The sequence below is a fragment of the Paraburkholderia sp. BR13439 genome (assembly GCF_040948805.1).
Lineage (GTDB): Bacteria > Pseudomonadota > Gammaproteobacteria > Burkholderiales > Burkholderiaceae > Paraburkholderia > Paraburkholderia youngii.
Genome location: NZ_JBFPKN010000010.1, coordinates 246,983 through 273,406, shown reverse-complemented (window position 1 = coordinate 273,406; position 26,424 = coordinate 246,983). Strand labels below are relative to the sequence as shown.

Below are 26,424 nucleotides of genomic sequence, written 5' to 3'. Positions count from 1 at the left end.
GGAGCCGCTGATGTTTCCGATTCCGATCGACAAATGGAAGCCGGCCGCGCGCCGTGCATACAAACTGACGTTGCCGATTGCACTCCTGATCTGGCTGCTGCCGATGATCGCGGTGTTGATCACGTCCGTGCGTTCGACCGACGAACTGAGCGAGGGCAACTACTGGGGATGGCCGAAGCACTTCGCGATGTTCGACAACTATCGCGAGGCGTTGACGACGTCGCCGATGCTGCATTACTTCTGGAACAGCGTGCTGATCACGGTGCCTTCGGTAGTGGGCTCGATCGCACTCGCGGCGATGGCGGGCTTCGCATTGGCGATCTATCGCTTTCGTGGCAATTCGACGTTGTTCGCGACGTTCGTCGCGGGCAACTTCGTGCCGATCCAGGTGTTGATGATTCCGGTGCGCGATCTGTCGTTGCAACTCGGGCTGTTCAATACCGTGAGCGCGCTGATTCTGTTTCATGTGTCGTTCCAAACCGGCTTTTGCGCGCTGTTTCTGCGCAACTTCATCAAGCAGCTGCCGTTCGAACTGGTCGAGGCGGCGCGCATCGAAGGGGCGAACGAATGGACCGTGTTCTTCAGGATCGTGCTGCCGCTGATTCGACCCGCGTTGGCGGCGTTGGCGATCCTCGTGTTCACGTTCGTGTGGAACGACTATTTCTGGGCCCTGTGTCTGACGCAAGGCGATGACGCCGCGCCGATCACGGTCGGCGTGGCCGCGCTGAAAGGGCAGTGGACGACCGCGTGGAATCTCGTTTCGGCGGGATCGATTCTGGCGGCGCTGCCATCGGTGATGATGTTCTTCGCGATGCAGAAGCATTTTGTCGCGGGACTGACGTTTGGCGCGACGAAGGGGTGAAGATGTTGGCGCGTGGCGATGCTGCGCAGAGAAGGGTTGCCCGCGCAAGCGGGCTTTTTTTCGTGCTCGATTGCTGCCCGCCCGCTGGCTTATCCATCAACGCTTTTCAGCTGACGCCTGGTTGAGCCGCCGCATAACGGTATTCAACGCTGCGCGCGCACTATCGAGGGGCCGCTTGCCTTCGCTCGCCTGGCTCGCGACGTCCGCGGCCTGAGCCATCCACGGATGAGCAAACGCGACGACGCTCGCGCCTGCCGCATACGCATCTTTCGTCGCCGATGCGATCGCCGCTAAGCATGCGCGCATCTCACTGCTGCGAAACAGTGTCCAAATTTGCGGCACGTGAACGATTTCCATTGACGCGGAACGTTCTACCGCATGTTGCGTGAAGAGTTTCCGATTGGGGTATTGCTGCTACCCGTATCTCTGGTTTGTCGAGGTCATCGCCCGTGCGAAACATTCGCTGGGAAAACCAGGTCGCGGCCGCAGATTCACCCGCTCGCCGCCCATCGGATAAGATACGGCCCGCCATGCATTTTTAGAACGGAAGGAGTGGTTTCAATGATCGAACCGAGCAACGTCTTCAAGGAAAATCTCGCCAGAATGCCGGCAATCGACGGCATCGCACGCATCGATCTGATCAACGGCAGCGGTGCCGTGGTCGCTAGCATCGAGAACAAACCGGGCAAGCAGGGCTCGCTCGCGGTGTACAACTACCTGCGCAGCGCGTTCGGCACGCTCGACGCGAAGGCGGCCGAACACGGCCTCGCGCTGTTCGCCGAGCATACGGCCGACGCGCGCAACCGTCCGGGCGCCCATCCGAACGTCGATCACCTGCTGGCGATTGCCGCCGGCGGCGAGGCATTGCGCATCGACGTGGTTCCGGCAGCTTAAGGCCGCTCGAGTCTTTTCCGCTTCCACAAGCTAGACGTTTTCCTACCGCTGCCGCAAATTCCGAGGCCCCGGCGACGGGATTGGCGGCCTGCCAGTGCTGATTGCCCGGTAAAAACCCTCGTTTTTCTCGAACCCCCCGGATTAGCTTCAGATTCGGCTTCTGTTCGGCGAATTGAAACGCCGGGGGGCGGCGCACACTGAGTTCGTCCCGTCGCGTATATCGCGCTTTTCCGTCAGGAGCCCCGGATGTCTTCCCGTCACAACAAACCCCGCCGGTTCGACGCCGACCTGCCTGAACTCACCACCTCGGAATGGGATCAGCCGACGCTGGGTCCTGACGACCTCGCAATGCGCGAACTGCAACGCGGTTCCGAAGCCATCCTGCGTCTCGCCACGCAGGCACACGCGGCCGTCGCCCGAAGCGACGAAGCGGGTGCGCAAGCCGCGCGCCAATCGCTCGAAACGCAGCTGACGTTCACCACCGCCCTGATCGATGAGCTGCTGTTCGGCGCGCCCGAGCGCTCCACGCTGCATTGACGGCGAACGCGGCAGCAAACACAGTACTAACCCGCAGTCCCGAAGTTCCGGAAGCTGACATGAGCGCTTTGACCGTCCTTCTTTGCATCTGGGCCATGGTCGCGTTTTGCGCGGTCCTGTTCATCCGCGGCGCGAGTCCGCGCGTCGAGCGTGAGGTACAACAGCCGCGCGCCCGTCCGTCGCGCTATTCGATCGCCGAGTAACGCGCACGTCCGACGACGCGGAATCAACGGGGTAACATGAAGAGCGCCGGCGCCACTGCCGGCCGGCACCGACAATGTTCCCCCCGGAGGTTTCTCGTATGGACACACATTCGATTCTCGGCATGCTGCATGCCGAAGAGGCTTTGCTGGTCTCCATCGTGCGGTCGCTGCCTGACGACATCAAGCGCAAAATCGCCAACGATTTTCACGAGCAGGCGGAACTCGCCGAAAGCTCGCATCTGAATCCCACCACGAACCGCGAAACGAGCGACGCATTCAAGGCCCATGTCCGGCGTCTGTCGAACATGCTTGCTTCGTTGTCTTGACCCGGCGGAGCTCGACCGCGCACGACGTGTTCCTTCACAAGAATCCGCAAGGTCAACCGCTCTATTACTCGAAAGACGGCGTCAGCACGGGGCCCGCGTTCGAGCGCTATCCGCTCGACTTCACGCGCGTGTCGTCGGCTTTCTCGTTGCGCCGCTTCGATCCGGTAGTGCATCGCTGGCAAAGTCATGACGGTGTCGACCTTGCTGCGCCGGCAGGCACACCCGTGCGTGCGACCGCGCGTGGCGTGATCCGCTTTATCGGCCGTCAGTCCGGTTATGGCAACGTGGTCGTGATTCAGAACCCCGCACCGTTTTCGACGACGTTCGCGCATCTGTCGCACTTCGCGAAAGGACTGCGCACCGGCAGCCGCGTAATGCGCGATCAGATGATCGGCTATGTCGGCAAGACCGGTTGGACGACCGGGCCGCATCTGCACTTCGAGGTTCACGTGAACGATGTGCCTTCACGTGAACGATGTGCCGCAGGACCCGCTCAAGGTCGACCTGCCGCAGAAGAAGGCGCTTGCGGCCGATGAATTGCGGCAGTTCGAGTTGCGGGTCGCGCAATTGACCGCGCTGCTGTAAGCCATTTGTCGTCTCAACTTTGCGACACACCGGTCCGCCTGACCCAGGTACTCTTTCGTCGCATCGCGCTCCGGCGATTCTGGCCGATACGTGTCGCAAACCTTGACCTGTCAATCCGCGTTCGGGTATTCCCGCGCGCGTCGAACGACGTGTGCGAGCCAGCACGAACTCGTCGGAACATTCGCGCGGCGTTTCATTTCCGATGCATCGCGTGCGATCAGGCCCGCTTCGAAGTGCATCGGTACGCATCCGTCCATACGTGGCAACGCTTTGTCCCAGCATGGCATAGCCGTTGCAATAAGTCCGGCACAAGAACTACACATGTTGCAGCCGGAATTTCACGCAGTGAATAAATGCCGACGGCAGCAAACGTCTTCGCGATTCGCGCTCGGGGAGCTTGGCGCAACATGCGAAGTACGGCGGGGCCACCACCAAACGGATGTCGACAAACAACGACGACGCAAGCGGACGATACGGCTGTATTTAACGTCCGCTCGCGATCGTGACGGCGTGAAGCGATGACCCCGCCATTTTTTCCGTGCTTGCGGGTGCAGCCGAATGCGCGGCGGCCGGAGCGAAAGGGCGCTTGCGCGCGGACCAGCGGACTGCGAAGATCATGCTAACGCTCCTCTACACGGTATGCAGCCGCTGCATCAGGGAATGCCATGTTAGCGTCGAGCCCGTTTCCGGCATTGCTGCACCACGCGAGCCTGTGGCTGCAAGGCTATGCGCTCGTGCTGGTCATGATGGGACTCGGCGCGTTGCTCGAGCGCCGCTGGCCGGCCGCATTGCTGCAATCGCGCGCGGGGCAGCGTCTGAACATGGCGTACGCGGGCCTGTATCTGGCGTTGGTTGAAGCCACGAAGCCGCTGACCGCGGCCGCAAGCGTCGCGATCGTGAATGCACTCGGCGGCGGCATGGTGGTGCTGGTGTCGCACGGGTGGGGCGCGCTCGCTTCATTCGTGATCGTACTGTTGACGATCGATTGCCTCGAATACGCATTTCATCGCTTGCAGCACACGTGGCCCATCTTGTGGAAGCTGCATTCGCTGCACCATAGCGCGGTGGATTTCAACGTGACGATCACGTTGCGGCATCACTGGATCGAAGTGCTCATCAAGGGCTGCCTGCTTTATCCGCTCGTCGGCGTACTGTTCAAGGTCGAGCCGGGGATCGTCGGTGCGACGTCGATCGTGTTCATGTTCGGCAACTACTTCGCGCATCTAAATTTGCGCGTGGACCTCGGCCGCTACGTCACGTGGGTCAACAATCCGCAGTATCACCGTTTGCATCACTCGATTCGCGCCGAGCATCTCAATCACAACTTCACGCAGCTATTGCCGATGTGGGATCACGTGTTCGGCACGCGCTGGGTGCCCGCGAAACACGAGTGGCCCGCCACCGGTCTCGACGATGGCACGCAGCCGACCTCACTTCTCGGCGCGTTCAGCTGGCCATTGGGTCAGCATGCGGGACGCGATGCGTTACCCGTTCGCAAGCCGCTTGCCGTGCTCGACAAGAAAGCGAAATAGCACTGGCTAAGCGGGTTGCGCGCCGCGCACCGCCTTGCCGCCCAGCAGCGACACGATCAGCGTGGCCATTACGAGCACACCCAAGGCCGCGCGCAAGCCGAGCAGGCCGGCGCCGAAACCGATCAGCGGCGGCCCGACCAGAAAGCCCGCATAGCCGAACGTGGCCGCCATCGACACGCCGATCGCCGGCGTCGCGCTCGAACGGCCCGCTGCGCTGAAAATCACCGGAACGATATTCGCGAGACCGATGCCGACCATCGCGAAGCCGACGCAGGCGGTCAGCACCGTCGGCAGGCTCAGCACCAGCGCGAGTCCGGCGAACGCGATGAGACCGCCGAGCGCGACGACCTTGCTCGAGCCGAAGCGTCGCACCGACGCATCGCCTGCGATCCGGCACGCCGCCATCGAAAACGCGAACGCGGAGTAGCCGATCGCGGCAATGCTCGCTTCCTGGTTCAACGCAGAGCGCAGGTACACCGCGCTCCAGTCGGCCACCGCGCCTTCCACGAGCATGCACATGAACGCGAGCAGCGCCAGTTTCATCACGGCGCTGTCGGGCCATGCGAAGCCGCTCGACGCGGCGGCCGCGCGCGGACCGATATCGCGCAACGCAAACCATGCAGCGAAAAAGATCAGGGCCGCGATGAACAGATCGGGGACGAGCAGCCCGCCCAGGACGCCGACGCCGCCTTTCTGCAGTATCGCGCCGCTCGCCGCGCCAAGCAGGCCGCCCGCGCTCCACGCGGCATGAAACGACGACATGATCGGCGCGCGCCAGCGTGTTTCGATCGCGCTCGCATGTCCGTTCATCGACACGTCGAGCGCGCCATTCGACGCGCCGAGCGCAAACAGCACCACGCACAACGTCAGCATGCCGGGCGCGACCGCGGGCAACGGCAGCGCGATCGCGAATGCCGCGCCGAGCAGCGCGGTGGCGCGGCCGCTGCCGACGCGCGGCGCGAGCTGTCCCGCGAGCGGCATCGCAACGATGGCGCCGAGTGCGAAGCAGAACAGCGCGATGCCGAGCGAGGTGTCGCTGAGCGCCAGGCTTTCCTTGATGCGCGGCACCTCGACCGCCCATGCGCCGATGCCGAAACCGTTGGCGAGAAAGACGGCGAGCGTCGCGATGCGTTCCCTGACGAGTGAGTTCATGGGCGTGCCACCATCACGTTATCGCAGACGGCCTTGAGGCTCGCGATACGCGCGCCCGGTACGTCCGCTTCGACGAACAGATAATCGACCGACGAAGCCGGCGCTACCGCGAACGGCGCCGCCGTGATCAGCTTTTCCGAGGTCAGCGCGATGGCGATCTGGCCGCTCGCTTTGACCATCGCGCGTTTCAGTTCTGCATCTTCAGCGTGGAATGCGGCGACGCCTTCGTCGGGATCGAAGGCGCAGGCGCCGAGAAAACAGAGATCCGCGCGGATCTGCTGGACCTGCAGCAGCGCGGTCGCGCCGAGCGAGCCCGCCGCGCCCCCGGCGATGCGGCCGCCGATCAGTATCACGTCGATCCCCGGTCGGTTCAGCAGCCGCGCGCACGCCTCGGGCGAATTGGTGACGACGGTCAGGCTGGCGTTGTCGGGCAGCGCCGCCGCGATCGCGACGTTCGTCGAACCCGCGTCGAGCAGCACAATCTGCTTCGGACGAACGATCGACACGGCCGCCGCGGCAAGGCGTGCCTTGCGATCGACGGCCTCGTGCATGCGCAGCGCCGCGGGTTTGTCTGCTGGCGACATCAGCAGCGCACCGCCATACACCCGCTTGCAGTGGCCTTGATCTGCGAGATCGCGCAGATGGCGACGCACCGTGTGCTCGGAGATCTGCAGCTCGGCGGCAAGCTCGGCCGCGAGCACGCGACCATGCGTGCGCAATCGCTCCAGAATCAGCGCTTCGCGCTGCTCGGGCAATAGCCCGTTGATCGCTTCTTCCCGGGTTCGCTGCATGGGTCTCGTCTCCGTTTCGGTGCAAACCGATCATAAACGAGCAAAATGTATCGCAAACGCTCGTGAAGCGCAAGCGCAGCCTGACGCGGCTTGCCCTGGCTTCAGGCGACTTCGTTCAATTCCGGTCGCGAGCCACGGCCGAAAACCAGCGGATCGAGCAGCCACACCGCGACGAGCGTCGCGCCCATCAGCGGGAACACGACGCCGAGCAGCACGAGGCCGGCTTTCCAGCCACGCATCGGCGGCGCGGCGCGCTCGCGCGACGGCGCGCCGAGCGAGCGTTGCGGCCGGCGTTTCCACCACATCACGAAGCCGGTCACAGCGAGCGCGGCAAGGCCGAGCGAAATGGCCGCGCACAGTATCTGATTCGCGACGCCGAAGTAGCGCCCCATATGCAGCGACGTGCCGTACGACACCGCCTTCGCGATCGCCCCGTAATCGCCGTAGCGAATGTCCTTCAGGATCGCGCCGCTGTATTGGTCGACGTACAGCGTGCGTTCGTCTCGCGGATTCGCGGGGAACCAGGAAAGCGTGTAGACGCCGGTTGCGGAATTCGGCAGCACGATGCTGTAGCCGTCCGAGATGCCGAGCGACGCGGCGAGCGCAACGATATGACCGAGCGACAGAGGCTGTGCCGCGTCGCTGTTCGAGGAAGAGGGCACGCTGGAGTTGCCCGCGGCCCACGGCGTCAGCGGCAACGGCAGATCGTCCATTACCATGCCGGCCATCGAGTCCATGTCGGCATGCGTGGCATGTGCGCTCGTGCCGCTCGCGTGGTCGGCCTGTTCTGATTGCGCTCCTGGCACGATGGAGCGCAATGGCAAACCGCCCCACGCGCCCGGCGGCGCGCCAAGCTTCGTCGCGGTCGCAAACGCCTTGAACTGTTTGCCCCATGAGCCGGTCCACGGCAGACCGGTCAATACGAACGCCAGCGCGCCCAGCGCGAACCAGATGCCGATCACCGCGTGAAGACTTTTCCATAGCGGACGTCCTTTCAGCGCCAGGCGCGGCAGCAGCACAGCGCGCGCGGTCGTTTTGCGGCGCGGCCACCATAGCGCGATGCCGGTGCCGATCATCACGAGCGTCCAGCATGCGGCCAGTTCCATCAGCAGCTCGCCGGGCTTGCCGAGCAGCAGCTTGCGATGAATCATGCGATCCACCTGCATCAAGCGACGCTCGACGCTCAGCGTGCCCAGCACATCGCCGTTGTACGGATTCAGATAGACGCTCTGCTGCGTACCGTCCGCGAGCCGAAACACGAATTCGGCGCTGCGTTGCGGATCGCGTGTGATCACGGCGGTCGTCGCGACCGAGCCGGGCGGCATCGCCGCGCGCGCTCGCGCGAGCAGCACGCTGTCGGGCAGTCTCGGCACCGCTTGCGGTGCAACGACCATTTGCTGCCGATACAGCAGTGGCTCGATCTGCGGCTGGAAGCAATACAGTGTGCCGGTGATGGCGAGCACGAGCAGAAACGGCATCACGAAGAGGCCCGCATAAAAATGCCAGCGCCACAGTGTTCTATAGCCTGGATGTGCGGGGCCGCTGGCGGCGGCAGCGGCCGTACTGTTCTGCGCACGTACGGGTTCGGCGGTTGGAGTCGTGGACATGAAATCCTCGTCGGGCAAATGGGGCGATGGGTTGCTCAGAGACGCAGCTTCGCTTCGACATAAAACGTGCGGCCCGGATACGGGTGGTAGACGAAGTAGCGCGCGTCGAACAGGTTGTCGACGCCGATGCCGAGTTCGCTGAGCTTCGTCGGCTTGAACGTGAACTTCGCGTCGGCGACCGTGTAGGTGCTGGTGCCGCCGAACACATTCGGGTTCGTGTCGGTATTCGTCAGCGTGTTGTACTGACGGCCCGAGTAACGCGCGGCGAGCGTCAGCGCCGCTCGCGCGTCGAAGTGATACGTCGCGGCAAGATTCGCGCGCCACAGCGGAATGCGGTAAAAGTACTTGCCGACCGAGGCCGGATTCTGAGCGTTTTCGAGGATCTTCGACTGCGTGTACGCGACGCTCGCGAGCAGATCGAGTCCGCGCACGAACACGTCTTCGCCCGAATAGCTCGTTTCGACGCCGCGCGAGCGAACCTTGCCGATGTTCTGGAAGTTCGTCACGTTCGGGATCACGGTGGTGTCGGTCTGACTGAAGATCGTGTTCTTCACGTCGTCCTGAAACAGCGACAAGCGGAACACGCCATTCCAGTGCGCCCATTCGGCGCTCAGTTCTTTCGACAGATCGTCCTCGGGCTGCAGATGCGGATTGTTGTTCACGATCGCGGAGCCATTGATTTGCCCCTGGAACAGTTCGCTCGCGGTCGGAAAGCGATAAGCGCGACCGATCGACGCGCGCAAAGTCAAATCGTCGCTGGCATCGAACGACAGCGACGCCTTCGGCGAAAAGTGACGCTGGCTGGCGTCGCTGTACGCGATCGTCGCGCCGGGCAGCGACTGTGCGCCGTCGTAGGCTAGCCAGTCTTCATAGCGCACGCCGTAGACGAGCTTCCAGCGCGGCAGAAAGCGCCATGCGTCCTGCGCATAAAGAGCTTGCGTCTGGGTCTTGCCGGTGAACGCGTTGGCGAACGAGGCCGCGTCGCCGTCGCGCCAAGCTAGCGTGTTGTAGGTCTGGTTGTCGACGAAGTAGTTGTCGTAGTGGTAGCCGAAGCTCAGTGCGTGATTGGCCAGCCCTGGCTGGTTCGTCGCGGGCGTGTAGGTGCCGCGCAGGTCCAGCGTCTTCCAGCCGGTGCCGTCGCCGAACAGCACGGTGCCGGGGCCATTGCCCGGACCGCCCGCATTCGCGGTGCGTGCGACGCTATTGCCGATGTCGTAATACGACGCGATCGCCTCACCGTTCCAACCGGTCGCATTGCGCGTTTTCAGCGACACGCCGTAGAGCCAGTTCTCGCTGTGTCCGAGACTCGGCGCGAACGCTGCCGCCGGAATCGTGTAGTGGTAGCCGTTGATCGATAGGTTGCCGCTGTACACCGGGTTGCCGTTCGCGTCGCGCAGGAACGTCGACGTTTCGCTGTTGTAGGTCTGGTGCCAGTAGCCGAGCGTGAAGCCGCCCTGCAGCGTCGGCGTGAAGTCGTACTGCATCTTCAGCTTGAACTGGTCCTGCACCGTGTGCTCGATGCCTTCGCCGTTCACGCCGAGCACGGCCGTCGGCGTATTGGTCTGGTTGTTGTAGAAATGGGCGCCGGTGACGAGCGTGTCGCCGGCCTTCGCGGGCGTGGTCGATTGCGCGAGCGTCGCGAATTGCAGCGGCTGACTCGTGTTCTCGAGATGATTGACGCCGAGCAGATATGAGAACTTGCCGATCCGATCGCCGAGCGACGCGCTCGCTTCGCTGCCGTTGAAACTCTGGTTCATGCCGAACAGGCTGAAGTGCTGCGTGAATGCCTTGACGTCGGCGTTGGCCTCGAACTGCTTCGGCATGCGCGTGCTGATGAGCACGGTCGCGCCCAAAGAATTGCCAGGGTACAGCGCGGAAAACGGCCCGTAGATTACGTCGACTTGCTGGATTTCGTCGGGAGACACCATCGACCAGCGCGGCGGAAACGAATAGCTATTGCCGAGCAGGTTGCTCAGCAGCAAACCGTCCGCATAGACGAGGCCGCGCGCGCTCTGCGTATTGCTGGTGCCGCGTACCGCGATGATCGAATTCAGGTCGCCGATGAAGCGCTTGCGTACCGCGAGGTTCGGCAGGTACTTGAGCACGTCCTCGGTGTTGACGACGTTCCAGTTCGCGAACTGATCGCGCGTGACGGTTTCGATGGAGGCGGCCAGGTTCGGGTCGACGGCGCGTGGTGCGGCGCTCGCACTAGCGCTTGCATTGACGCTGACGGCGGGCAGCGTCGCATCCGCGTCGGCGGCCTGCGCGGGTGTTGCAACCAAAGCCGGCACGAAAGCAGGCACGAGCGCGGGCCAACGAACGGAACGACGAGCCGCGCGATGAGCGGAACAGACAGCGTCACGACGGACGCAAAAAGACAGCCTTCGCAGCGCGAAGTTGAACATGAGCGTTTCCTCGATGCATTGAACAGGCAATCGCAGGCTTCGTCGACGTGAGCGACGAAGGCGCGATCAGAACCGGCAGCGATCAGGAAACGACAGGTGGCGCGCGCGGACGTCCCGACGGGAACGCGCCCAGCGGCGTGAAGCGGGTGGACAGCGTGGGCGGCGCGGTGCCGGCCAGCGGCAGCGAGGCCGGCAGCTCCGCGGCGGCGAGCGTCGGCATCGCGACGTGATGTTCGAGCAGATGACAGTATCCGCAGGCGCCGAATGCATCGTCGTGGCTCAGATGCACGGGGGCGGGACTGGTTTGAGCGACGACGCTCGCATCGCTGATATCGCTCGCGCCGGTCGGATGAAGCGCCGAACACAGCACGGCAATCGGCTCGTGGCCGCGGCCCGATTCGAGCAACTGACTGATGAGCGGCGCGAACACGACGAGCCACATGGCGACGAGGCCAAGCCATGCGGTCAGGTGGTTGCGGGAGCGTCGAGTCATGAGCGTCGAAGAAAAGACGGGGGCGATTCTAGCATCACCACGCGATCCTCTCATTCGTAATGTCAGGTATAGCGGCGGATTAGACGGTGAAAAAGCGCTTAGTTCGGAGCGCTGAGGCCGAGGTGACTCACTTATGCTGTGCAAGCGCGCAAGGTGCGCGTATCGAATCAACAGCGCTACAGCGGCGCACCCGCCGCACGACCGCGCCGCTGAACATCACCCCGACACATGACACTCACGCAGACGCCTGCTTCTTCGATCGCCGACATCAACCAGTGGGCCGTGGCGCTATGTTCGGCCGGACAGTTCGCCGACGCGTTGCCGGTCGTCGCGCCGCTGCTCGAAAACGCCACTTTGCCGAACGATCAGCGGGCCGACGCGTTGAATATTGCTGGTGCGTGTTCGTTCGCGCTGCGTCAGTGGGCGGACGCGGAGAACTATTGGCGCAAGTGCCTGTATCTGAAGCCGGATTACGCGGACGTCTACGCGAGCCTCGGCTCGCTATTCGGTTCGCTCGGCCGCCTGTCGGCCGCGAAATCGACGTATCAGCGATTGGTGTCGCTGCGCCCGCTTGACGCGAACGCGCATTATCAACTCGGCAACGTGCTTTACGGGCTCGGTTATCGTGCCGAAGCGGAGGCGGCGTTTCGGCAGGCGGTGACGATTCACCCCGACCACGCCGAAGCGCATTACAACCACGGCATCGTGCTGCGCGACCTGCGACGCCCGCAGGAAGCAGAAGCGGCTTATCGTCATGCATTGCGCGGCTTGCGTGAGCACGCCGAATTGCACAACAACCTCGGCAGCGTGCTGATGGAACTCGGGCGTCTCGCGGAAGCGGATGCCGCGTATCGCGAAGCGCTGACGCTCAGGCCGCAATATCCGGAAGCGCTCAATAATTTTGCCGGTGTGCTAAAGGCGACCCAGCGTCTCGCGGAAGCGGAGATGGCTTGCCGGCTTGCGATCGCAATCCGGCCTGACTATGCGGAAGCGCATCTCAATCTTGGCGCGGTGCTCGTCGATCTCGATCGCGTGAGCGAGGCCGAGGCGGCGTACCGCGAAGCGCTCGCGCATCGGGCGGATTATGCGGAGGCGCATTACAACCTCGGCGTGGCACTGTTCAGGCAGGAGCGTTACGAGGAAGCCGGGCAGGCTTACCGAGACGCGATTCGCTGCCAACCTCTGCTTGCCCATGCGCACAACAATCTCGGCTGCGTGCTGCGCGTGCTCGAGCGTTTTCCGGAAGCGCTCGACGCGTTCCAGCAAGCGCTCGCGGTGTCGCCGCAACTCGCCGAGGCTCACTCGAACATTGCCAATGCGCTGACCCAGCTCGGGCGATTTGCCGAGGCAGAAAGCGCGTATCGGCGGGCTATTGCATTAAAACCCGACTATGCCGAGGCGCGTTTCAGCCTGGCCGTGTTGCTGCTCGGCTTCGGCCGCTTCGACGAGGGCTGGCCACTCTACGAGTGCCGCTATCAGCAGCCCCATTTCGTTCATCGACAGTCGCAGACGATGCTCAGGTGTCCGCAATGGCAAGGCGAGCCGCTCGCGGGCAAGTCGGTGCTGCTGTGGCAGGAAGACGGCCTCGGCGACATGCTGCAATTCAGCCGCTATGTTCCGCTGCTGAAGGCGCTTGGGGCCGCACATATCGCGTTTGCGTGTGCGCCGGCGTTGCATCGGCTGATCGCGAAGGTAGATGGCGTCGATGCGGTGCTCGACCACCCCGGAGCGCTCACGCGCGTCGCGACCTACGATTGCTGGACCAGTCCGCTTAGCGTGCCGTTGCATCTACGTACGACGCTGGATACGCTTCCGCGCCCCGCGCGACTGAGCGCGGAGCCCGCGCTCATCGAACACTGGCGCCCCACGCTCGACGCGCTGCCTTCCGGCCACCGGGTCGGTCTGGTCTGGAAGGGCAACGCGAAGCATCACAACGACGCGAATCGGTCGATGCGGTCGCTCGCCACGCTTGCGCCGCTGTGGAGCGTGCCGGGTCTGAATTTCGTGAGCTTGCAGAAGGGGCAGGGCGAGGACGAAGCGCGCAATCCGCCGCTCGCGCAGCCGCTGCTCGATCTGGGCGTGCGCGTGACGGACTTCGCGGACAGCGCGGCGATCGTCGCACAACTCGATCTGGTGATCTGCGTCGATACGTCGATCGCGCATCTGGCCGCATCGATCGGCAAGCCGTGCTGGGTAATGCTGCCCGAAAGAGATGTGGACTGGCGCTGGATGCACGAGCGCGACGATTCGCCGTGGTATCCGCACACGCTGCGTCTGTTCCGGCGCGCGCCAGGGGAAGACTGGGCGAGCTCGGTCGAGCGCGTGCGGCAGGCGTGCGTCGAGCGATTCGGCGGCGCGCTATGACGCCTCGGTGAGCTGCATGTGATACAGGCCCCACGGCGACAGTTCGAAGCGGTCCTTCAGCGGCTTGGCCGCGAGTTCGGGAATCTGATCCGCGTCGTAGATCGCCCATAGCGGCCCCACGCCACCGAGTGCCAGCGGCTTGCCGTCCATTTGCGTCGCGACGATGAAGTGATACTCGCGCACCTTGTCGAGCGTCGTCTGCACCGCGTAGCCATCGACCGCGTGCATGACGATTTGCGTACTGCCTGCATCCGGTGCGCCGATATGCGCGAGCACGTCGGTCAGCAGCGGGCCGCTGAACGTATGCAGGTGCGCATCGTATTCGATCGTCGGATGGATGGTCACGGATTTCATGCTGGCGAGCAACGGCAGATCGACGCCATACGCTTGCGAAAACTTCACCTGGTGCTTCGCCAGCAGTTGATCGAAAGCCGGATTGAGCGCGCCGCGATTGCTGTTCCTGATCGCACCGGAGATCGTCAGGAGAACTGGAGACGGCGCGCATTCGGCATGCTCACGCTTTGCGCCGAATGCGGGCGCGACCGCCGCGCCCAGCACCGCGGTGCTGGTCAGGAACTGGCGTTTGTTCATTACGTTTTCTCCGGGTGTCGATGAGGCTTGGCGGGGTCATTTGAGCGCTCTTCTATTGTCGGAGAATTGCCGCCGCAGATGATACGGCGATGCTTCATTTACGCGTCATTCGCTATGCTCTTTCCGCATGCGATTCACAGCGGAACTGGCACGCTTCGTCGCGTGGCGCTCCAATGCGGTGCATGTCTTCGCAGGTTTATGAAGAAGTGCTACTCACGCGCATCTCATTCATCGGCTTCGATGAAGCGGGCGGCATACTAGGTGCGGCATTGGCCGCGAAGAGCGCGCAGGTGTCGATGTTCGACCTGCGGCGCGATGCGCTGCGAGAGAAGGCGCGCGCGGCGAAGATCCGCGTCGCCGACACGCTGTGGCGCGCGTTTTTCGACAGCCTGCCGGACCCGGACAGAAACAGTTGAGCGAACTGATCGATGGCAACGCTCAGGTCGCGCCGATGCTGACCGTGCGCGTCACATCGACGACCGACAGCCGGATCGCGTCGATCAATGCCCGTGCGGCCGGCGATGGCGTACCCGCCGCGCGCATCGTCAGGCCGATCTCGCGCCGCGTGTTGTGCAGCGGTACGTCGAGCACCACCAGTTGCCCGGATTGAACCTCGTGATGCAGCTGCTGCGCCGACAACGCCGCCGCCATGTCGGTGCCGAGCAGCAGCCCGCGAATCACCGCGAGGTCGGCGGTCTCGACGGTCGGCAAAGGCGGCTTCACCTTCATCCGCCTGAATTGCGTTTCGAACAGCGCACGCGCCGGCGCGTTGCTGCGCGGCAGAATCCATTGCGCGTCGCGCAGACCCATGACGGTCAGATTGTGCACTTGAGTCAGCGGGTGACCGCGGCGCACCAGCACCACCATGTTTTCCGACATCAGCCGCTCGTTTTTCAGGCCGCTCGTCGCGTCGTTGTCGCGCAGCGCGCCGAGAATGAAGTCGATGTCGCCGGCGCGCAGACCGGCCACCAGCGTCTCGTACGCGCTTTCGTCGGTGACCACGCGCACGCCGGGATTTTCCGAGGTCATTCGCGCGATTGCCTTCGGCAGGATCAGCGTGCGTCCGAGCGGCAACGCGCCGACCGTCACCGAGCCCTGAATCTTGCCGTGCAATGCGGCGATATCGTCGGGGATGTGCCGTAGTTCGTTCAATGCGCGGCGTACGTGTAGCAGGAACGTTTCGCCCTCGGCCGTCAGCAGAATGCCGCGCGGGCTGCGATGGAACAGGCTCAGTCCCGAGCCGCTTTCGAGTACGCGGATCGCGGTGCTCACCGCGGGCTGACTGATGCCGAAGGTTTTTGCCGCGCTCGGCATATGCCGATGCCGCGCGAGCGCCGCGAACAGTTGCAGCCGCCGCGTATTGAGCAGGTACGCGGGCAATGCGCCCTCCGATACGGGCCGGCGGCGCGTCTGTCGCGCGGCGCACCATTGCGCGAGCTCTTCGAGTTCGGCGAAGATCCGCTCGCAGCGGTGCAGCACCGCGCGGCCGACCGGCGTGGGCAGCATGCCCGAAGGACCGCGATCGAACAGCGGCACGCCGAGCGCCGACTCGAGTTCCTGCACGGAGCGCGTGACCGCCGACTGTGCGCGAAACAGCGCGGCTGCCGCGCGCGTCGCGCTGCCCATGTCCGCGACGAGCCGGAAGGCGCGCAATTGCGCGAGATTGAGCAGGTCCTTGCTGCTGACCGACAGCGGCGCTTTGGCGGCCGCCTGGCTGGCTTCGGCGGAAAGTGCGTCGTTGCTCATGCCGCGCCCGCGATCAGATGCAACGATGGCAGCGACAAATTCAGACTTTCCTTCGAGATATGCGTGTGCTCTTTCATCAACGCATCGACGCGCGCGCCTTCGCCTTGCTTCAGCGCGTCGACGATCGCGTGATGCTGGCGATGCGCGTACATCAGCATCATGAACTGACGCTCGCGCGCGGATTCGTCGAACGCGATCGTGAACGGCGACACGAACGGCACCTTGTCGTTCAGGCTGAGCGCGGCCGTGATCGCCTGGTTCTGCGCCGCTTCGACGATCAGCGCATGAAAGCGGCCGTTCATCTGCGCGTAGCGCACGTCGTCACCCGGCTGTAGATGCTTTTGCTCGAAGATTTCGTCGCCTTCGCGCAGACAGTCGTCGAGCGCGGCGGCGAGCGCCGGGCTCACGCCGTTTTCGGCGACCGAGCGCGCGGCGAGCCCTTCGAGCACGCCGCGCACGTCGATCGCATCGAGGACGTCGCGCACGCTGAAGCGGCGCACCACATAGCCGCGCGAGCCCGAACGATCGAGCAGGCCTTCCGCCGACAGCACGCTCAACGCATAACGCAGCGGCGTGCGCGACACGCCGAGCCATTGCGCAAGCTGCGCTTCGACGAGTCGCTGCCCGGGCGACAATTCGCCCGACAGGATCTTCTCGCGTAAGGTCTGCACGATCGCTTGCTGGGTCGTCTCGTTCATCGTTTCGTCGCTCGTCGAAAGCACCGCAGTATAGCCACGCGTGCAGCATCGCTCCAAGCCTTTGAAAAGTGCGTTGCGAGTTGTTTTCCGGGTCATCTGTTTTATTTATCGCTTGCCGGAGCGAGAGGAGGCCGCGGAAGGCACGCCGCACGGGCTTGGGATACCGAGGGAGCCGTGCGCGGCGTGGGTCGCGACGGGGTTCATCGGCTCGCCGGGCGCCCGCATACCGGGTTTTTACCCACCATTCCGGCACGACTCGAGGTATACCCGTACTTCACGTATCGAGGCACAATTTCTATCTTTGTATCCCAAGACGGTCGCGGTGACTAGCGCGGTAAGCCAGGCGACCTATCCGATTGGCAGCAGCACGAAGTGACGGAAGAGAACGAATATGGCAAGGATCATCGGTGGTATTGGCACGTCCCATGTACCCACGATCGGGTTGGCGTACGACAAGGGCAAGCAGAATGAACCGGCATGGGCGCCGATGTTCAAGGGTTATGAACCGGTGGCGCAGTGGCTGGCCGAGCAGAAGCCCGACGTGATGGTGATGTTCTACAACGATCACGCGAACAGCTTTTTCTTCGATTGCTATCCGACTTTCGCGCTCGGCGTGTCGCCCAATCACGAATTCGCGGATGAAGGCGCGGGCAAGCGTCCGCTGCCGGACATCGCCGGCCACCCGGATCTGGCGATTCATATCGTCGAGCAACTGGTCGCCGACGAGTTCGATCTGACCGTCTTCCAGGACCGCGCGCTCGATCACGGCGTCAATTCGCCGCTCTCGCTGATGCTGCCGCATCAGGGCGGCTGGCCGCTGTCGCTGGTGCCGCTCGAAGTCAACGTGCTGCAGTATCCGCTACCCACCGCGAATCGCTGCTACCGGCTCGGCCAGGCGCTGCGTCGCGCGATCGAATCGTTCGAACAGGATCTGAAGGTCGCGGTGGTCGGCACGGGCGGGCTGTCGCACCAGGTGCATGGCGAGCGCAGCGGCTTCAACAACACCGAATGGGACATGGAGTTCCTCGACCTGATCGTCAACGATCCGGAGCGTCTTGCCAGGATGAAGCACGTCGACTACGTGCGCCTCGGCGGCGCGGAAAGCGTCGAGACGATCATGTGGCTCGCGATGCGCGGCGCGCTCGGCCAGAAGGTCCGCGAGTTGCATCGCAGCTACTACCTTGCGACCAGCACCGCGATGGCCGTGACGATCTACGAAGGAGAGGTGGCGTAATGAATCCGCAACTGGTTGGCGTCGAAGAATTGACCGGCACGTATCCGTTCGATATCCGCCAGAGCATGAAGGCGATGCGCCTGAACCGCTTTTTCTGGCAGATGCGCGAAGCATCGGCGCGCGCGCTGTGGCTCGAAAATCGCACCGCCGCTTACGATGCGGCCGGCCTGACGCCGGAAGAGCGCGCGCTGGTCGACAACACCGACTGGATCGGTCTGATCCGCTATGGGGTGTCTTTCTTCGTGCTCGAGAAGTTCGCGCGCGTGGTGAAGATCACCAATCTCGGCGTGTATGCAAGCATGCGTGGCGAAACGCTCGAAGAGTTTCTGAAGACCCGCCAGGTACCCGACGCCGTTTAAAGGCCGGGCATCGAAGGCGCGCAACGAAGCAGCACTGTCCGCTGGGCATTCCGATTTGAAGTTCCGATGTGTAGTCCGTTCGAGGAGAGTAGAGATGGTCGGCAAGTTCGGCATCAGCGAAGGGAATTTGGACCGGCGGCCAAGACTCGCGGAGTCCGGTGCACTCGAACGCGGGGCGATGTTGCGCGCCGGCGTGATCGGCGGCCTGGTCGGCGCCGTGGTGATCTGGATTTACGAAGCGCTCGTCTGGGTCGGCGCTCAGCATTTGATGCCGCTTGCCGGCATTCCGCGCAATGCGACGGGGCTCGTGTTCGGCAAAGACGTGCAGGCCTCGCTCGGCATCTGGGCGTATATCGTCGGCACCGGCATTCATTTTTTCTTCGCGATCGCGTGGGGCGTGCTGTTCGCCGCGATCTGGCCGTACTTCCGGCGGCGCGGCTATGAAGCGACGCTGGTTGCGCTGTTCTATGCGGTATTTGCGTGGATCGTCATGCATGCCGCGATCATGATCGCGTCGGATAACCATCCGGATTATTTCGACCCGGCCGTGATTATCGGCGGGTTCATGTCGCACATCTTCTTCACCGTGCCGTTGGCGTTGACCGTCAAGCGGATGATGGAAGAGCGGCACTATTGATGAGGTTGTACGCAAAAGCAAGCCGGGTTCGATGCTGCGTTGCAACGCTTCCGATTGCAACTTAGCGTTTGCTTAAGTTGCGGGGTCGCAACTATATTAATTGCGCAACGCAACTGATATGTGAGCGCCATCATGGATCTGATCGAAGCCCCCGCCAAGCCTCGCGACACGACGATTCTCGAACTGCGCGAGTTTTCCCGCCGCCTGGTTCGCGAACTCGGTTTCATGCGTACGACGCTCGCCGACAGCGACCTGGCGCCCTCGGCCGTGCATGCGGTAATCGAGATCGGCATGTCGCCGGGCATCAGCGCCAAAGATCTCGCGACCATCCTGCGGCTCGACAAATCGAATACGAGCCGGCAGATCGCAAAGCTCGAAGCGAGCGGACTGGTCGAGCGTACGATCTGCGCCGACGATGCCCGATCTTCCGAGTTGTACCTGACGGCCGAAGGTCAGAAGCTGCGCAAGAAGATCGACCGGTTCGCGACCGATCGCGTGTCCGGCGCGCTGCGGCGCATGGTTCCCGCCGACCAGCAGGCGCTGATCCGTTCTCTCGCGCTTTATGCGGACGCCCTCGCGCATGGCGAGGTCAGCAAGCTTCCTGCGACGGAAGCGGGGTCCGCGGGAATCGTGGAAGGCTACCAACCCGGCTGTATCGGCGATATCGCGAGTCTGCATGGGCGCTATTACGCGCAGCACTGGGGTTTCGGCGCATTCTTCGAAAAGAAGGTCGCGACGGAACTGGCGGAGTTCGCGGCCGCATTGCCGGCAGAAGGGAAAGGGCTTTGGCTTTACGTCGAAAACGGCCGAACGCTCGCGTCTGTCGTGATCGATGGGGATGGCGGCACCCGTGTCGCGCATTTGCGCTGGTTCATCGTCGACGATTCCTTGCGCGGCTCCGGGATCGGGCGGCAATTGCTGGCGCATGCGATGCGTTTCGTCGACGAGCGCTTTGACGAAACCTATTTATGGACTTTCCAGGGGCTCGACGCGGCGCGTCATCTGTACGAGTCGTTCGGCTTTCGGCTGAGCGACGAATCGGAAGGGGAGCAATGGGGAACACGCGTCGTCGAGCAGCGTTTCGACCGGATTTCCGCAATGAAAGGCGGTACCGGTACCCAGTGATCGACCGAGAAGCGAACCAGACCGCTTCGCTCAATGCGCGACGACCGACGCCGCGATCCGGTCGGCCAGGTCGGCGAGAATGCGGCTCAACGCGGCCGCCTGCGCGAGCGCATCGTGTCCGTCGATCGCAGAATCGAGCGTCACTTGCTGCCGCAGCGGCGCCTGATCCGAATGCCCGTTCAACAGGGTCCACTCCGCCTGCAAGGTCAGCGTGCCGCTCGCGTTGGCCGTCGCGTTCAACACGGTGACGACCAGCCTGCGCGTGCCTGGTGGCGCGGGCGCATCCGGCACGACGAACGACCCGGCGGGCAGCCGCGTGAGCAAGTCCTCGGCAAGCGTTTTGCGCATCATTTGAGCGAGCGGTGCGCCCCACCGGTCGCTATCGTCGATCGTGAGACGGTTCTGCGAAGCCAGCGTGACGACTTCGAGCCGATCGAGCACCGCGGGAATGTGCACGGCGGTCAGTTGAATCGGCGGCATCGGCGCCGTGGCTGGCGGGGCGTCGGCGGGCATCGGGTTCAACGTCACATAGCGCGTCGGCATGCTGTGACCGCATCCGGCGAGCGTCATCGCGGCGACGCAGACGACAAGCGCCGCCGTCCAGACGCTCGTCGTGAGCGATGCCACGACGGCGCGTCCGATGCGAAGCGTGGACCTCGTCATCATTGAATCTCCTGCTGCCTGCCGTGGATCAGCGCCTCGGGGTGGCGGTCCAGATAGTCGGCCAGTGCCCGAATCGAGCGCGCGGTGTCCGTTAGCTCCTGCATCGCGGCAGGCAGGTCGTTCTGGCTCGACGCATCGCCGCCTAGCGTACGGTTCGCCGCGGCAACGGTGCGATCCGCCGCGTTCGCTGTGTCGCGCAGTTGCGCGACGAGCGGACCGATTTGCGGCGAGACCTGCTGCAACGTGTGATCGATCTGCGCGACGGAGTGATCGATGTGCGTCAGGCTGTCCTTGATTTGCGGCGAGGAACTGAGCGCGTTGATATGCGCGGCGATACTGCGCACCTGTTCGCCGGTTTGCCGGATCGGAAGATCGTCGATTTTCTGGATCACCTCGTTGGCCTTCGCCATCGTCGTGTCGAGATTCGCGGCGGCGACACTCGGAATGACGGGCAGGCCGTCCTCGCTGGCGAGCGTCGCGACCGGCGCGCCTTGCACGAAGTCGAGGGTGATCTTGTCCGCGCCGACGACCGGCGGATCCTGCGACAGGCGCGCGCGCAAGCCCGTGGCGACGAGACGGGCGAGCATGCCGTCGACGAGCGGGCGCCAGTCGCCGTTGGCCGGCGGCGGCGCGCCGACGATGCCGAGCTGCGACGGGTTCAGCGCGATCTGCACCGGGGTGCTCAGCGCGCCCGTGCGTGCGTCGTAGTTCAGGCGCACGCTGGTGACGGTGCCCACGTCGAAGCCGCGCAATTGCACGTCGGCACCACTCTTCAGGTCGCCCACCGCACCGTCGAAGCGCACCAGATAAGTGACGACCGGGCCGTGTCCCGGTGCGAGCGCCGGGCGGCGATCGACTCCGTCGAACCGCGACGCCGGTTTGCCGGGTCCGGGCTCCATCACGATCTCGGGGCCGGACAGCACGCCCTTGAGCGACGCTGGGTCGTTGAGGTCCACGTGGGCTCCGCGCAGAAAAAACTTCGTCTCGCTGCGCAGATACTTTTTTTCGGCGCGATCTATCTTGAGCTCGGCTTGCACGTGCTGGCCATCAGGCGCGAGCGTGATCTCCGAGACGGCGCCGACCTTCACGCCGCGCAGCGTGACGATCGTATCGTCGGGCTTCATGCCGTATGCGTTGTCGAAGGTGACCGTGACCGTCTCGTCCTGATGCGTCAGCGCGCGAACGCCGAGCCATCCGGCCATCGCGAAGGCTGCGATCGGCACCGCCCAGATCCAGCCGGGCCACGGGCTGTGCCGTACCTGGGCTTGCGAACGACGGGGACGCGTGCCGCTCATCGCTTGCTCCGCGGGTGAACGTCCCACATCAGGCGCGGATCGAATGCGCGCGAAGCGGCCATCGTCAGGAATACGACCAGCGCGAACGCGGTGGCGCCGATGGCCGGTCTGGCCGACGCAATGCCGTCGAACTGGATCAGCGGCACGAACGCGGCGATCGTGAACACGTCGACGAACGACCAACGTCCGAGTTCGTCGATCAGGCGATACAGATGCGCCTTGACCCGCAGATGCCGGCGCGAACGGCGCCGCACGGAGACGATGAACCAGCCCATGCCGACAATCTTCGCCACCGGAATGACGATGCTCGTGCAGATGATCAGGATGCCGAGCGGCCACAGGCCCACGTGGAACAGCTGGTAGACGCCGTCGATGATCCTGGTTGACTCGATCTGTCCGAGTTGCATCGAACTGGTCATCGGAAAGACGTTGGCCGGGATCGTCAGTACGAGCGCGGCGAGCGACAGCGCAGCCGCGCGCACGACGGCGTCGGTTTTGCGAGCGCGCAACGTCAGCGCGCAGCGAGGGCAGGGACGGCCCTCCTGCGACATCGGCACGACCAGATCGCAAACCGTGCAGGACAGCGGCGCTTCGTGTTCCGGCAGATCGTTGTCCGTGGCAATCGCGCGCCACACGGTTCTTCGATCGAGCGCCGCGCGCGTGAGCATCGACAATAGCGCCGCGGCGATGAAACAGTAGCCGCCTGGGGCGATCGTGCCGGTCAGATTCTGCGTCACGCGCGCGTAGCCGACGAAGCAGCCGACCAGATAGACGTCGGGCATGGCCCAGATATCGAGCGAGGTGGTCCAGCGAAACAGCGCGCCGATTGCCCTGGTACGCCAGCCGAGTTGCAGCGCGACGAGGACGGCCACGAGGCCGCCAAAGCGGACGAATGGCAGCACGATGCCGAAGGTGCCGAGCAGTACCGCGAGGATGAACCAGCCGTCGTTCCACATCTGCACGATGCCCGACGACAGCACTGACGAGTGCTCGGCGCCGAGCATGTGCACGTACATCAGCGGCGCGAGATTGGCCGGAAACAGCAGCACGAAGGTTGCGCTCGCGCAGGCGAGCGCCGCGGTCTGGCTTCGCCCGTTACGCCGCTCGAGCGGAAAGTGACAGGCGCGGCAGCGCGCGTAGGTATGTGCGGCGAGCGGCGGGATGTCTTCGAGCGCGCCGCATTCGGGGCAGCCGATCGTCATGCGACGTTCTCCATCGGCTGTCCGTTTTCAGGCGGGCAGTGCGTTGCGAATGAGGTTTCGCCGATCATCCCTCGACCCCCGGCGCCAGTTGGCGCGTGAATGCACGGCAGGCGCGCTGGCACGCGCCAGCTCCATCTCCTCCACTAGCATTGCGCGTGCCCGGTTTGGTGTCCGGCTACGCTGAGGGAGCGGCGTCCGAAATGATCAGCAGCCTCGAAGGCAGCGCGTCCGGATGGCCCGGCTTGAACCAGTTCATCTCGGGAATGCGCGAATCGGTCAGGTAGATCGTGCCGTCCGGCCCTTCAGCGAACGTATCCGGCCAGCGCAGGCCGCGCTCGTGCAGCAGCGTCGTCAAGGTCGCGCCGTCCCATACCTTCACCGCGTGTTCCTCCACCGCGGTAATCAGCAGGCGTCCCGCGCGGTCGATATGCAGCCCGTCGGCGGGGCGATGCTCGAGCACTTTCTCGACGCGGTTGCCGACATCGTCGGCCGCGAGCGCTGTATCGCGAAGCGCTTCGGTGGGGACGCGGTAAAGCGTTTTGCCCTTCAAGGCCTGCCAGTACAGATACAGTCCATCGCGAGTCAGCGCGATGCCGTCGGCCGAAAATTCGACGCCGCGTCCATCGGGACGCCGCAATGGTGCGCCGCCTGCATGCACGGTGACGCTCGGCTCCATTTGCGTCGATGGATGCCCGTCGAGCACGCGGCGCGCTTGACCGGTGCCGAGATCGACCACCACGATCGCGCCGCGTGTTCCGGAGTCCGTGATGTAGGCGAACCGGCCGTCGGGACTGATGCGCACGTCATTCAGATAACTGCCCTGCGGCGCGAGCTCGGGCGTGAACGCGATGCAGCCGACGACGCTATCGGTCGCAAGATCGATGCGGACCAGTTTGGGGGCGCCCGGCGCGACGAAGGACTGGGCCGGCGCGCCGGGGTCGAGTACCCACAGGTTGTTTTGCGAATCGCACAGCATTGCCTGCACGCAGACCCAGCGATCCTGCGGGTTCAACTCGTCACGCCTGGCGTTGCGCCAGCCGTTCCAGCGATCGTCGGGGTAAGGACGAACGTCGCCATCGGGCGTGAGTACGCCGACGGAGATCGGCGTGTCTTCGGTCCAGCGCGGGAAGTTGACGAAGATGCGTCCGTCCGCGGCGACGGCCACCCCGGTCACCTGATGCCCGAACGACGCAATCTCGCGTAGATGCGGCCGCGAGCCCTCGTCACCGGTGCTCGATGCAGGCGCGGCGGTCAGCGGAACCCGATCCGCGGCGGGTGGCGTGACGGAGTCTTTCATGGGCTGCCTCCCGGGCAGAGTGGAAATGTCCGTACTCAGCAAAGCGAATGCCGCGTGCAACGATAAAGTAGATCGTAATCCGCGAATCTTTCGGAAGGTATTCAACTTGAATTTGCGGAGCGTTCTTTATGCATATTGTTTGAGTTTCGCGCGAGCAGAGAATGGCAGGTCGCGCAATAGGGAAAGCCGAGTTGTCGCGCAGTGCTCGATGCGGGCTGGCGCGTTAAAAGACCGTGTAGGTGCCACGTGATTCATGGCAAAAAGAATTGCTTCGCGGCAGCAGGCGGAGTCGCCGTAGCAGGCAGTCCATTTCGGCAACTTTGACCCTCAGGGTTTGTCCTGCCTCGCATTGGGACCCGCCGTGTCAGTCGTGCGCTACACCGCTCATTTGCAAAGAAAAAATAATGCCGGCGTCAAAGGAATGTGCTAGAAAATAACAATTGCACGCGCAGAGAAATAGCCACGCCTGCAAGTATAAATTCGGCTTTCAATACACTCTTAATCGGCCGCGAGGTGGATCATGAGAACAAGTGCGCTTTGGGGGCTCGGGGTGACGACGGTCGCTTCGGTGCTAACGCTGCAGTGTTATCCAGCGTGGGCCGACGGACCCGAAGCGGCGTATGCGTCCGACGACGCGGTGCCGGCCGGCTCGCTCAGTCCGAACGAGTACAAGGTCAATGCGGACGGCATGAAAGAAGATCCGAATGCGAAGATGTCTGACGTGGCCCGCGCATATCGCAACGGCTATATCAATCGCGGCAAGCAGGATCAGGCCGACTACCAGGCAATGATCGATTCGCACAATCATGGTCAGCGGCAACCCGCGAAGACCGACGTCGCGCGGGTCGACGTGCCGCCGCTGCCGCCGGGCGTCCCCGAAGACGACAACTCGAAGTACACGAGCATTCCGCCGCAGCCTCAGAAGCCGCAGCCGCTCCCGTACGCGCAGCGTCAGGTGCCGCAACCGCCGCCGCCGCAACAGCAATATCAGCAGGTCTACCAGCAGCCGCAATACGCGCCGCCGCCAATGCAATACCAGCAGGCGCCGGCCTACGCGCAGATGCAACCGGTCTACGACAACCAGCCGGTGTATGTGCGGCAGGACTACCCGCAGCCACCCGTGCAGTACGTGCCGGTTTATCCGCAGGCGCAATACGAAGAAATGCCGCAGGTCGTGGAAACGGTGATTCAACCAGTCGCGCCTGTCGCTTATCAGGTTTATCATCCGCCGGTCTATTGGGCGCAGCCGCGCGTTTATGCGTATCGCGCGCCGCCGGTGTATGGCTATCGTATGTGGCGTTGAGGTATTGCGGCGAATACTCGCGCATCGATTGAATGGTCGATACAAAGTACTCAGCCCGGCGCATTCGTGCCGGGCTGAGTACTTTCTTTTATTCGCTTTGTGCTAGTGACCGCTGGCTCCTCTGGTGCGCACATTCAGATGGTTGATCACCTGCCGGACTCCGCGCACCGATCTCGCGACACTGCCCGCGCGTTGCACCTGGGCGCGCTGCGGCACCCAACCGGTCAGCGTCACGATACCGCGGCGGGCTTGCACGTGAATCGCCGTCGCATGCAGGTTCGGTGTGCGTGCGAGAGCGCGCCGCACGTCGCGCGCGAGTTCGCTATCGGGCCTGTTGCGAGCCGGCGACGCCGCGATGGATTGGCCTTGCGCGGAAGCCTCGTTCGGCATGCCGCCACCAGTTTGTGCATTCGCACCGGTCGCAGTGCCGATCGCAATCGCTGCCGCGGCAATTGCGCCCATTATGTTGTTCACGCTGACTTTACTCACATCTCCTCCTGTACCGGAAATTGGCCGTATATGG

At 63.7% G+C, this 26,424-nt stretch carries 28 protein-coding genes; 14 read left to right on the top strand and 14 right to left on the bottom strand.

Going from position 1 to position 26,424, the window contains the following annotated elements; all coding sequences use genetic code 11:
* The first annotated feature begins 10 nt into the window (after nucleotides 1-10).
* On the top strand, nucleotides 11-862 hold the full coding sequence (locus AB3X96_RS21415) for a carbohydrate ABC transporter permease (protein ID WP_368591270.1): 852 nt from the start codon (nucleotides 11-13) through the stop codon (nucleotides 860-862).
* A 96-nt stretch (nucleotides 863-958) separates the two neighbouring features.
* Here AB3X96_RS21415 and AB3X96_RS21410 read toward each other — a convergent pair whose 3' ends face one another.
* The gene (locus AB3X96_RS21410) at nucleotides 959-1,168 is read right to left on the bottom strand and encodes a hypothetical protein (RefSeq protein WP_368591269.1); all 210 of its coding nucleotides are present in this window, start codon (nucleotides 1,166-1,168) and stop codon (nucleotides 959-961) included.
* Nucleotides 1,169-1,423: 255 nt separating this feature from the next.
* On the opposite strand from AB3X96_RS21410, the gene AB3X96_RS21405 reads away from it, so the two are divergent.
* The 6 genes from AB3X96_RS21405 to AB3X96_RS21380 all read left to right on the top strand — a co-directional run bounded on the left by AB3X96_RS21405 (nucleotide 1,424) and on the right by AB3X96_RS21380 (nucleotide 4,939).
* Nucleotides 1,424-1,756, top strand: a complete 333-nt coding sequence (locus AB3X96_RS21405; RefSeq protein ID WP_368591268.1) for a DUF2322 family protein — start codon at nucleotides 1,424-1,426, stop codon at nucleotides 1,754-1,756.
* 246 nt (nucleotides 1,757-2,002) lie between these two features.
* Nucleotides 2,003-2,293: a hypothetical protein gene (locus AB3X96_RS21400; protein ID WP_176120235.1), complete on the top strand. Its 291-nt coding sequence runs from the start codon at nucleotides 2,003-2,005 to the stop codon at nucleotides 2,291-2,293.
* Nucleotides 2,294-2,352: 59 nt separating this feature from the next.
* Nucleotides 2,353-2,496: a hypothetical protein gene (locus AB3X96_RS21395; RefSeq protein ID WP_368591267.1), complete on the top strand. Its 144-nt coding sequence runs from the start codon at nucleotides 2,353-2,355 to the stop codon at nucleotides 2,494-2,496.
* Nucleotides 2,497-2,594: 98 nt separating this feature from the next.
* Complete coding sequence (locus AB3X96_RS21390) at nucleotides 2,595-2,822, top strand: hypothetical protein (protein ID WP_176106509.1); 228 nt, start codon at nucleotides 2,595-2,597, stop codon at nucleotides 2,820-2,822.
* Nucleotides 2,823-2,848: 26 nt separating this feature from the next.
* The gene (locus AB3X96_RS21385) at nucleotides 2,849-3,358 is read left to right on the top strand and encodes a M23 family metallopeptidase (protein ID WP_368591266.1); all 510 of its coding nucleotides are present in this window, start codon (nucleotides 2,849-2,851) and stop codon (nucleotides 3,356-3,358) included.
* 714 nt (nucleotides 3,359-4,072) lie between these two features.
* On the top strand, nucleotides 4,073-4,939 hold the full coding sequence (locus tag AB3X96_RS21380; protein WP_368591265.1) for a sterol desaturase family protein: 867 nt from the start codon (nucleotides 4,073-4,075) through the stop codon (nucleotides 4,937-4,939).
* Nucleotides 4,940-4,945: 6 nt separating this feature from the next.
* Here the strand turns inward: AB3X96_RS21380 and AB3X96_RS21375 are convergent, their stop codons facing one another.
* The 5 genes from AB3X96_RS21375 to AB3X96_RS21355 form a co-directional block, all read right to left on the bottom strand.
* On the bottom strand, nucleotides 4,946-6,091 hold the full coding sequence (locus AB3X96_RS21375; protein ID WP_368591264.1) for an MFS transporter: 1,146 nt from the start codon (nucleotides 6,089-6,091) through the stop codon (nucleotides 4,946-4,948).
* Nucleotides 6,088-6,882 carry a DeoR/GlpR family DNA-binding transcription regulator gene (locus AB3X96_RS21370; RefSeq protein WP_368591263.1) on the bottom strand — a complete coding sequence of 265 codons (795 nt, stop codon included), beginning with the start codon at nucleotides 6,880-6,882 and terminating at the stop codon, nucleotides 6,088-6,090. The genes AB3X96_RS21375 and AB3X96_RS21370 overlap by 4 nt, the downstream gene beginning before the upstream one ends.
* Before the next feature lie 101 nt (nucleotides 6,883-6,983).
* Nucleotides 6,984-8,489 (bottom strand): PepSY-associated TM helix domain-containing protein, encoded by a 1,506-nt coding sequence (locus AB3X96_RS21365; RefSeq protein ID WP_368591262.1) that lies wholly within the window; start codon nucleotides 8,487-8,489, stop codon nucleotides 6,984-6,986.
* Nucleotides 8,490-8,524: 35 nt separating this feature from the next.
* The gene (locus AB3X96_RS21360) at nucleotides 8,525-10,894 is read right to left on the bottom strand and encodes a TonB-dependent receptor (protein WP_368591261.1); all 2,370 of its coding nucleotides are present in this window, start codon (nucleotides 10,892-10,894) and stop codon (nucleotides 8,525-8,527) included.
* Nucleotides 10,895-10,976: 82 nt separating this feature from the next.
* The gene (locus AB3X96_RS21355) at nucleotides 10,977-11,387 is read right to left on the bottom strand and encodes a DUF2946 domain-containing protein (protein ID WP_368591260.1); all 411 of its coding nucleotides are present in this window, start codon (nucleotides 11,385-11,387) and stop codon (nucleotides 10,977-10,979) included.
* 228 nt (nucleotides 11,388-11,615) lie between these two features.
* Between AB3X96_RS21355 and AB3X96_RS21350 the strand changes: the two genes are divergently transcribed.
* Nucleotides 11,616-13,751 carry a tetratricopeptide repeat protein gene (locus tag AB3X96_RS21350; protein WP_368591259.1) on the top strand — a complete coding sequence of 712 codons (2,136 nt, stop codon included), beginning with the start codon at nucleotides 11,616-11,618 and terminating at the stop codon, nucleotides 13,749-13,751.
* Here AB3X96_RS21350 and AB3X96_RS21345 read toward each other — a convergent pair.
* Nucleotides 13,746-14,342 carry a molybdopterin-dependent oxidoreductase gene (locus AB3X96_RS21345; RefSeq protein ID WP_368591258.1) on the bottom strand — a complete coding sequence of 199 codons (597 nt, stop codon included), beginning with the start codon at nucleotides 14,340-14,342 and terminating at the stop codon, nucleotides 13,746-13,748. The two genes, AB3X96_RS21350 and AB3X96_RS21345, sit on opposite strands and share 6 nt — an antisense overlap.
* Nucleotides 14,343-14,524: 182 nt before the next feature.
* On the opposite strand from AB3X96_RS21345, the gene AB3X96_RS21340 reads away from it, so the two are divergent.
* Nucleotides 14,525-14,758 (top strand): hypothetical protein, encoded by a 234-nt coding sequence (locus tag AB3X96_RS21340; protein ID WP_368591257.1) that lies wholly within the window; start codon nucleotides 14,525-14,527, stop codon nucleotides 14,756-14,758.
* Nucleotides 14,759-14,780: 22 nt separating this feature from the next.
* On the opposite strand, the gene AB3X96_RS21335 is transcribed toward AB3X96_RS21340, so the two are convergent.
* Both AB3X96_RS21335 and AB3X96_RS21330 read right to left on the bottom strand, forming a co-directional pair.
* Nucleotides 14,781-16,088 (bottom strand): LysR family transcriptional regulator, encoded by a 1,308-nt coding sequence (locus AB3X96_RS21335; protein ID WP_176365944.1) that lies wholly within the window; start codon nucleotides 16,086-16,088, stop codon nucleotides 14,781-14,783.
* The gene (locus AB3X96_RS21330; RefSeq protein WP_368591256.1) at nucleotides 16,085-16,786 is read right to left on the bottom strand and encodes a GntR family transcriptional regulator; all 702 of its coding nucleotides are present in this window, start codon (nucleotides 16,784-16,786) and stop codon (nucleotides 16,085-16,087) included. The genes AB3X96_RS21335 and AB3X96_RS21330 overlap by 4 nt, the downstream gene beginning before the upstream one ends.
* Nucleotides 16,787-17,177: 391 nt before the next feature.
* Here AB3X96_RS21330 and AB3X96_RS21325 point away from each other — a divergent pair, with 391 nt between their 5' ends.
* The 4 genes from AB3X96_RS21325 (at nucleotide 17,178) to AB3X96_RS21310 (ending at nucleotide 20,141) form a co-directional block, all read left to right on the top strand.
* On the top strand, nucleotides 17,178-18,020 hold the full coding sequence (locus AB3X96_RS21325) for a gallate dioxygenase (RefSeq protein ID WP_368591255.1): 843 nt from the start codon (nucleotides 17,178-17,180) through the stop codon (nucleotides 18,018-18,020).
* Nucleotides 18,020-18,379 (top strand): protocatechuate 3,4-dioxygenase, encoded by a 360-nt coding sequence (locus AB3X96_RS21320; protein ID WP_176106500.1) that lies wholly within the window; start codon nucleotides 18,020-18,022, stop codon nucleotides 18,377-18,379. Before AB3X96_RS21325 ends, AB3X96_RS21320 begins: the two co-directional genes overlap by 1 nt.
* Before the next feature lie 94 nt (nucleotides 18,380-18,473).
* Nucleotides 18,474-19,016, top strand: coding sequence for a hypothetical protein (locus tag AB3X96_RS21315; RefSeq protein WP_368591254.1), 543 nt, complete (start codon nucleotides 18,474-18,476; stop codon nucleotides 19,014-19,016).
* Between the two features lie 132 nt (nucleotides 19,017-19,148).
* Nucleotides 19,149-20,141 (top strand): GNAT family N-acetyltransferase, encoded by a 993-nt coding sequence (locus AB3X96_RS21310; protein ID WP_368591253.1) that lies wholly within the window; start codon nucleotides 19,149-19,151, stop codon nucleotides 20,139-20,141.
* Nucleotides 20,142-20,171: 30 nt separating this feature from the next.
* Here the strand turns inward: AB3X96_RS21310 and AB3X96_RS21305 are convergent, their stop codons facing one another.
* The 4 genes from AB3X96_RS21305 to AB3X96_RS21290 form a co-directional block, all read right to left on the bottom strand.
* On the bottom strand, nucleotides 20,172-20,807 hold the full coding sequence (locus AB3X96_RS21305; RefSeq protein ID WP_368591252.1) for a membrane integrity-associated transporter subunit PqiC: 636 nt from the start codon (nucleotides 20,805-20,807) through the stop codon (nucleotides 20,172-20,174).
* A complete protein-coding gene (locus AB3X96_RS21300; protein ID WP_368591251.1) occupies nucleotides 20,804-22,099 on the bottom strand; it encodes an MlaD family protein in 1,296 nt (431 codons plus the stop codon). Before AB3X96_RS21300 ends, AB3X96_RS21305 begins: the two co-directional genes overlap by 4 nt.
* Nucleotides 22,096-23,301: a paraquat-inducible protein A gene (locus AB3X96_RS21295; protein WP_368591250.1), complete on the bottom strand. Its 1,206-nt coding sequence runs from the start codon at nucleotides 23,299-23,301 to the stop codon at nucleotides 22,096-22,098. Before AB3X96_RS21295 ends, AB3X96_RS21300 begins: the two co-directional genes overlap by 4 nt.
* A gap of 175 nt (nucleotides 23,302-23,476) precedes the next feature.
* A complete protein-coding gene (locus AB3X96_RS21290) occupies nucleotides 23,477-24,598 on the bottom strand; it encodes an L-dopachrome tautomerase-related protein (RefSeq protein ID WP_368591249.1) in 1,122 nt (373 codons plus the stop codon).
* Between the two features lie 520 nt (nucleotides 24,599-25,118).
* Between AB3X96_RS21290 and AB3X96_RS21285 the strand changes: the two genes are divergently transcribed.
* The gene (locus AB3X96_RS21285) at nucleotides 25,119-25,901 is read left to right on the top strand and encodes a hypothetical protein (protein ID WP_368591248.1); all 783 of its coding nucleotides are present in this window, start codon (nucleotides 25,119-25,121) and stop codon (nucleotides 25,899-25,901) included.
* A 102-nt stretch (nucleotides 25,902-26,003) separates the two neighbouring features.
* Here AB3X96_RS21285 and AB3X96_RS21280 read toward each other — a convergent pair whose 3' ends face one another.
* On the bottom strand, nucleotides 26,004-26,390 hold the full coding sequence (locus AB3X96_RS21280; protein WP_368591247.1) for a BON domain-containing protein: 387 nt from the start codon (nucleotides 26,388-26,390) through the stop codon (nucleotides 26,004-26,006).
* Nucleotides 26,391-26,424: the final 34 nt, after the last annotated feature.

What these genes read in the sequence shown, in the direction of transcription:
- AB3X96_RS21415 (WP_368591270.1), top strand. Translation starts at nt 11, where the DNA reads ATGTTTCCGATTCCGATCGACAAATGGAAGCCGGCCGCGCGCCGTGCA.
- AB3X96_RS21295 (WP_368591250.1), bottom strand. Translation starts at nt 23,301, where the DNA reads ATGACGATCGGCTGCCCCGAATGCGGCGCGCTCGAAGACATCCCGCCG.
- AB3X96_RS21340 (WP_368591257.1), top strand. Translation starts at nt 14,525, where the DNA reads ATGTCTTCGCAGGTTTATGAAGAAGTGCTACTCACGCGCATCTCATTC.
- AB3X96_RS21315 (WP_368591254.1), top strand. Translation starts at nt 18,474, where the DNA reads ATGGTCGGCAAGTTCGGCATCAGCGAAGGGAATTTGGACCGGCGGCCA.
- AB3X96_RS21335 (WP_176365944.1), bottom strand. Translation starts at nt 16,088, where the DNA reads ATGAGCAACGACGCACTTTCCGCCGAAGCCAGCCAGGCGGCCGCCAAA.
- AB3X96_RS21365 (WP_368591262.1), bottom strand. Translation starts at nt 8,489, where the DNA reads ATGTCCACGACTCCAACCGCCGAACCCGTACGTGCGCAGAACAGTACG.
- AB3X96_RS21405 (WP_368591268.1), top strand. Translation starts at nt 1,424, where the DNA reads ATGATCGAACCGAGCAACGTCTTCAAGGAAAATCTCGCCAGAATGCCG.
- AB3X96_RS21370 (WP_368591263.1), bottom strand. Translation starts at nt 6,882, where the DNA reads ATGCAGCGAACCCGGGAAGAAGCGATCAACGGGCTATTGCCCGAGCAG.
- AB3X96_RS21395 (WP_368591267.1), top strand. Translation starts at nt 2,353, where the DNA reads ATGAGCGCTTTGACCGTCCTTCTTTGCATCTGGGCCATGGTCGCGTTT.
- AB3X96_RS21400 (WP_176120235.1), top strand. Translation starts at nt 2,003, where the DNA reads ATGTCTTCCCGTCACAACAAACCCCGCCGGTTCGACGCCGACCTGCCT.
- AB3X96_RS21350 (WP_368591259.1), top strand. Translation starts at nt 11,616, where the DNA reads ATGACACTCACGCAGACGCCTGCTTCTTCGATCGCCGACATCAACCAG.
- AB3X96_RS21345 (WP_368591258.1), bottom strand. Translation starts at nt 14,342, where the DNA reads ATGAACAAACGCCAGTTCCTGACCAGCACCGCGGTGCTGGGCGCGGCG.
- AB3X96_RS21320 (WP_176106500.1), top strand. Translation starts at nt 18,020, where the DNA reads ATGAATCCGCAACTGGTTGGCGTCGAAGAATTGACCGGCACGTATCCG.
- AB3X96_RS21290 (WP_368591249.1), bottom strand. Translation starts at nt 24,598, where the DNA reads ATGAAAGACTCCGTCACGCCACCCGCCGCGGATCGGGTTCCGCTGACC.
- AB3X96_RS21330 (WP_368591256.1), bottom strand. Translation starts at nt 16,786, where the DNA reads ATGAACGAGACGACCCAGCAAGCGATCGTGCAGACCTTACGCGAGAAG.
- AB3X96_RS21325 (WP_368591255.1), top strand. Translation starts at nt 17,178, where the DNA reads ATGGCAAGGATCATCGGTGGTATTGGCACGTCCCATGTACCCACGATC.
- AB3X96_RS21360 (WP_368591261.1), bottom strand. Translation starts at nt 10,894, where the DNA reads ATGTTCAACTTCGCGCTGCGAAGGCTGTCTTTTTGCGTCCGTCGTGAC.
- AB3X96_RS21390 (WP_176106509.1), top strand. Translation starts at nt 2,595, where the DNA reads ATGGACACACATTCGATTCTCGGCATGCTGCATGCCGAAGAGGCTTTG.
- AB3X96_RS21300 (WP_368591251.1), bottom strand. Translation starts at nt 22,099, where the DNA reads ATGAGCGGCACGCGTCCCCGTCGTTCGCAAGCCCAGGTACGGCACAGC.
- AB3X96_RS21375 (WP_368591264.1), bottom strand. Translation starts at nt 6,091, where the DNA reads ATGAACTCACTCGTCAGGGAACGCATCGCGACGCTCGCCGTCTTTCTC.
- AB3X96_RS21310 (WP_368591253.1), top strand. Translation starts at nt 19,149, where the DNA reads ATGGATCTGATCGAAGCCCCCGCCAAGCCTCGCGACACGACGATTCTC.
- AB3X96_RS21355 (WP_368591260.1), bottom strand. Translation starts at nt 11,387, where the DNA reads ATGACTCGACGCTCCCGCAACCACCTGACCGCATGGCTTGGCCTCGTC.
- AB3X96_RS21285 (WP_368591248.1), top strand. Translation starts at nt 25,119, where the DNA reads ATGAGAACAAGTGCGCTTTGGGGGCTCGGGGTGACGACGGTCGCTTCG.
- AB3X96_RS21380 (WP_368591265.1), top strand. Translation starts at nt 4,073, where the DNA reads ATGTTAGCGTCGAGCCCGTTTCCGGCATTGCTGCACCACGCGAGCCTG.
- AB3X96_RS21305 (WP_368591252.1), bottom strand. Translation starts at nt 20,807, where the DNA reads ATGATGACGAGGTCCACGCTTCGCATCGGACGCGCCGTCGTGGCATCG.
- AB3X96_RS21410 (WP_368591269.1), bottom strand. Translation starts at nt 1,168, where the DNA reads ATGCGCGCATGCTTAGCGGCGATCGCATCGGCGACGAAAGATGCGTAT.